The organism is Roseateles sp. (assembly GCF_036404855.1).
In the GTDB taxonomy this organism is placed as follows: Bacteria; Pseudomonadota; Gammaproteobacteria; order Burkholderiales; family Burkholderiaceae_C; genus Pelomonas.
The window spans coordinates 1-4,515 of record NZ_DASWYS010000095.1; the positions used below are offsets into that span (position 1 = coordinate 1).

At 66.6% G+C, this 4,515-nt stretch carries 4 protein-coding genes; all 4 read right to left on the reverse strand.

The window, feature by feature from the left end; genetic code table 11:
* Window positions 1-244: ATP-binding cassette domain-containing protein (locus tag VGF12_RS06170; RefSeq protein WP_331175166.1), on the reverse strand; the 244-nt coding region annotated here is incomplete at its 3' end.
* Window positions 237-2,015 carry an ABC transporter permease gene (locus VGF12_RS06175; RefSeq protein WP_056327797.1) on the reverse strand — a complete coding sequence of 593 codons (1,779 nt, stop codon included), beginning with the start codon at window positions 2,013-2,015 and terminating at the stop codon, window positions 237-239. The genes VGF12_RS06170 and VGF12_RS06175, both read right to left, overlap by 8 nt.
* Before the next feature lie 137 nt (window positions 2,016-2,152).
* Window positions 2,153-3,250, reverse strand: a complete 1,098-nt coding sequence (locus VGF12_RS06180; RefSeq protein ID WP_056327798.1) for an ABC transporter substrate-binding protein — start codon at window positions 3,248-3,250, stop codon at window positions 2,153-2,155.
* A gap of 149 nt (window positions 3,251-3,399) precedes the next feature.
* The coding region (locus tag VGF12_RS06185) for an ABC transporter substrate-binding protein (RefSeq protein ID WP_331175167.1) at window positions 3,400-4,515 on the reverse strand (1,116 nt) is incomplete at its 5' end.

Here is a 4,515-nt window from a genome sequence, read left to right on the forward strand (position 1 = left end):
TGCGCTCTTCGGCCGGGATTTCCTGGCGGGCCGCGCCGTCGTACACGACGCGGTTGCCGATGGTGATGCGGCCGCGCTTGGGGCCTTCCAGGCCGGCCACGGCGCGCAGCAACGTGGTCTTGCCGCTGCCCGAGGGCCCCAGCAGGGACACCACTTCGCCCTGGCGCAGCTGCATCGACACGCCCTTGAGCACCGGGTTGTCGCCGTAGTCCAGGTGCAGGTCTTCTACAGAAAGCTCAATCATGAAGTTTGACTCCGAATCGCAGGGCGATGCCCAGGCCGATCACGACCAGAACGATATTGATGAAGGAAAGCGCGGCCACGATGTCGATGGCGCCCGAGGCCCACAGCGACACCAGCATGGAACCGATGGTCTCGGTGCCGGGCGACAGCAGGTAGACGCCGGTGGAGTATTCGCGCTCGAAGATCAGGAACATCAGCAGCCACGAGCCGATCAGGCCGTACTTGGCCAGCGGCACGGTGACGTGGCGGGTGACCTGGCCGCGGCGCGCGCCGGCGCTGCGGGCGGCCTCTTCCAGCTCGGGCCCCACCTGCAGCAGGGTCGACGAGATGAGCCGCAAGCCATAGGCCATCCACACGACGGTGTACGCAAGCCACACGCTGAAGATGGTGCTGCGCAGGGCGCGCAGCCATTCGACGAAGTTCTCGCGCAGCCATTCGGCGAAGGGCAGGGCCGACAGCCAGCCGCCTTCGTCCACGTCCAGCGCGTTGTCCAGCCACATCGGCACGAACAGGAACACCCACAAGAACGCCAGGCCGGCCAGCAGGCCCGGCACGGCGCGCGGCACCAGCACGCTGTAGTCCATGAAGCGCGTGACGTTGTCCGGCTTGCGGTGCATGGCCAGGCCCACGAACATGTAGCACATGACCGCAAGCGCGCCGCCGAAGACACCGATGGCGACCGAGTTGACGATGGCGCGCATCAGGTTGGGCTGCGAGAACACGGTACGGAAGGCGTCCAGAGACAGCACGTCAAAGAGCGACACGCCCAGGCCCCAGTTGGACACGAACGCGCGCAGCAGCACGCCCGTCAGCGGCACGATGATGGTGACGAACAGCCAGAACGCCACGACCCCGCCCGCGACCCAGCGCCACTTGCCCAGCGGCAGCGGCCGCGCGCGCGACGCCTTGCCCTTGACGGTGACGAAGCGGTTGGCGGTGCGCATCAGGCGGCGTTGCAGCATCACCAGCGGGATCGTCATGCAGATCAGCACCACGGCCACCGCGGCCATCAGGTGATAGGACGGGATGCCCAGCTTGTTGGTGAGCTTGTACAGGTAGGTGGCCAGCACGAGGTTGCCTTCCGGATCACCCAGCACCAGCACCAGGCCGAACACCTCCAGGCCCAGGAAAAAGAGCAGCACGGTGGCGTACAGCATGGCCGGCCGCACCATGGGCAGGCTGACGGACACCATCACCCGCAGCGGCGAGGCGCCGGTCACCCGCGCGGCTTCTTCCACGTCGGACCCCATGCTGCGCAGCGCCGACGAGATGTACAGGTAGGCGTGCGGCACGTGCGTCAGGCCGGCGATGATGACGATGCTGGTCAGCGAATAGACGTTCCAGGGCACGAAGCCCAGAATGTTCTGCGTCCAGGTCGAGAAAAAGCCCACGGGGCCGGCGGCGACCACGTAGCCGAAGCCCAGCACCATGGGCGACACGAACACCGGCACCAGGATCAGCGGCTCGATCCAGCGGCGGCCCGGCAGGTCGGTGCGGATCATCAGAAACGCCAGCATGCCGCCCAGCGGAATGGCGATGGCGGCCAGCCCGAACGCGAGAATGAAGCCGCTGCGTAGCGCCTTGTAGAAATCGGGGTCCGCGAAGATGAAGCGGAAGGCGTCCAGACTCCAGGTCTTGGACGGGGCAAAGAAGGGCGCCGAGAGAAAACTCTGGATGATGATGAACGACAGCGGCACGTAGATGGCGAGCGCCGTGATCAGCACCACCACGCCGCGTGGCAGGGACTGCCATTTTCTGCGCAATGACTGCATGGGAAATCCTGTGGTCTTGAAGGACGCGGTGGCCGCGCCGCCGGGGACGAGGGCCCCGGGGCAGGGTCAGGCGGACGGCGCGCCGTCCGCCGCGTTTGCGGCGGCTCCGGGCAGCAAGGCCACCCGGAGCCCGGGCATCACTTGCCCGCTGCGGCCCGCCATTGCTTGATGAATTCCAGGCGCTTGTTCTGCTCCAGGTAGTCCAGCAGCGTTTCGTCGACCGGAATCGGCTTGAGCGAGGCGCCCAGCTTCTTGGTCATGCCGTCCACGTCGTTGTCGCCTTCGATGTCGTCGCGCACGGACGCCAGGTCGGCCTGGTTGGCCATGATTTCCTGGCCCTTCTGCGACAGCAGGTAGTCCATCCACAGCTTGGCGGCGTTGCGGTTTTTCGCCTTCTTGCTGATGAACGCCACGCGCGACAGCACCAGCGCGTAATCCGTGGGGTAGGCCACGCCCAGCGACGGATCGTTCTTGGCGCGGGTCTCCGCGTAGGAACCCAGGATGTTGTAGCCGATCAGGTTTTCGCCCGAGGACACGCGTTCCATCATGGTGCCGGTGGACGACTGCACGACCAGGCCGCCCTTGGCGATGTCCTTGAGGGTCTCGAAGTACTTGGGATCGTTGGCCTTGTCCTGCACCGCCAGCATGAAGCCGACCGCGGACTTTTCGATGTCGTAGGTGGTGACCTTGTTCTTGAACTTGTCGGGCTGGCTGGCGATCAGCTTGGCCAGCGCGCCGTGCGTGGTGGGCACTTCATTGGCGGGAATGAGCCGCTTGTTGTAGATGAAGACGGCCGGCTCGTAGGTGGTGCCGTAGGCGGAATCCTTCCAGACGGCCCACGACGGCAGCTTGCCGGCCTCGGGCGACTTGTACTTCAGCGCGTAGTCGGTGGCCAGCTTCAGGGCCGAGTCCATCGACGAGCTCCAGACGATGTCGCCGCTGCCGCCGCCCGCCGCCTGTTCGCTGATGTAGCGGTTGTAGAGCTCGGTGCTGTTCATGTCGTTGTATTCGACCTTGACGCCCGGATACATCGCTTCGAAGCCCTTGATGATGGGGCCGGCGGCCTTGGTGTCGGTGGTCGAATAGATGACGACCTTGCCTTCCTTCTTGGCGCCGTCCAGGACCTTCTGGTAGTCGGCCGGATAGCCCGCCGGCACAGCCTGCGCGAAGGCGCTGCCCGAGGCGATGGCGAATGCGGCGGCGCAGGCGGCCGCCAGTTTGGACTTGGCAAGCATGGGTGTTGTCTCCGATTGGATTTGGCTTGATGCGGGCTCTGGGGCCCGCGTGCAGCCATCTTAGGAGTGCGCGTCTGTCGTCGTCCTGTCATGGCGGCAGGCGGCGGCTAGGGGAAATCCCTGGGCCACGCCCGCGCCTGCGCGCCGGGTTACGGACGCTGCGGCGTGTCGGTGACGAGCCGGATCCAGTTCTGCACGAACCGGGAATGGCGGCGCTGGTCCAGGCCGACGAGCAGCGCGGGGCTCAGCACCACGGGCTGCACGATGCCCTGCGACCGCGCGAGCACGGCTTCCGACGTCCACCGTCCCGGCGTGTCTTCCATGATGGACCCCAGCGCGGCATGGCTGGAAGCCACCTGCTGGCCGGCGGGCGACAGCAGCCAGTCGACCAGGGCGCGGCCGAGGTCGGGGTTGGGGGCGGTGCGCGCGATGAGGACCGAGCGCGCCAGCACCAGCACGTAGTCCTGCGGAAACACCACGCCGATGGGCCGGCCCGCCGCCTGGCGCGACAGCGCGTAAGAGCCAAGGACGTTGTAGCCGATGTCGAGTTCGTCGCGCTCGATGGCGTCCAGGATCTCGGCGCTGGTGGCCGCCAGCCGCACGCCGGCCTGGCCCATGGCGTTGGCCAGCCCCCAGAAGTTGGAAGAGACGAGCTCATCCTGTTCGGCCAGCAGATAGCCCACGCTGCTGGCGGCAATGTCGTAGGTGCCGATGCGACCGCGCAGGCGCAACGGATCCTGCTCCAGCAGGCGCAGCAGGTCCTGGCGCGAGCGAGGCACTTCAGCTTCCGCGAAACGCTTGGGGTTGTAGACGAAGACGGCGGGCTCGAACGTGAAGCCGTAGACCTCGTGCCGCCATATGGCCCACGACGGAAGCCGCGCGGCGTAGGGCGAGGCATAGCTCAGCGCATAGCCATCGTTGGCAAGCCGGATCTGCAGGTCCGACGCGGAACTCATGAGGACGTCCACATCCTTCAATCGCCCCTCGATGGCGGCTTCGTAGAGCTCGCGGCTGCCCATTTCGCGGTACACGACGCTGACGTCGGGGCGATGCGACTGAAAACCCTGGATCAGCGGGGCGACGACGGGCGTGTCCGTGGGGCCGGCGATGGTGAGGACGCGCGAGGACGGTTGGGGCGCGGGATAGCGGGTGATGATCTCGGGGTTGCTTGCAACCTGCGGTGCGGCGGGCGGTGTTCCGCCGATAGCTGATGGCGCGGCAGCCGATGCTGCGACAGCCGATGCTGCGGCAGCCGATGCTGCGAC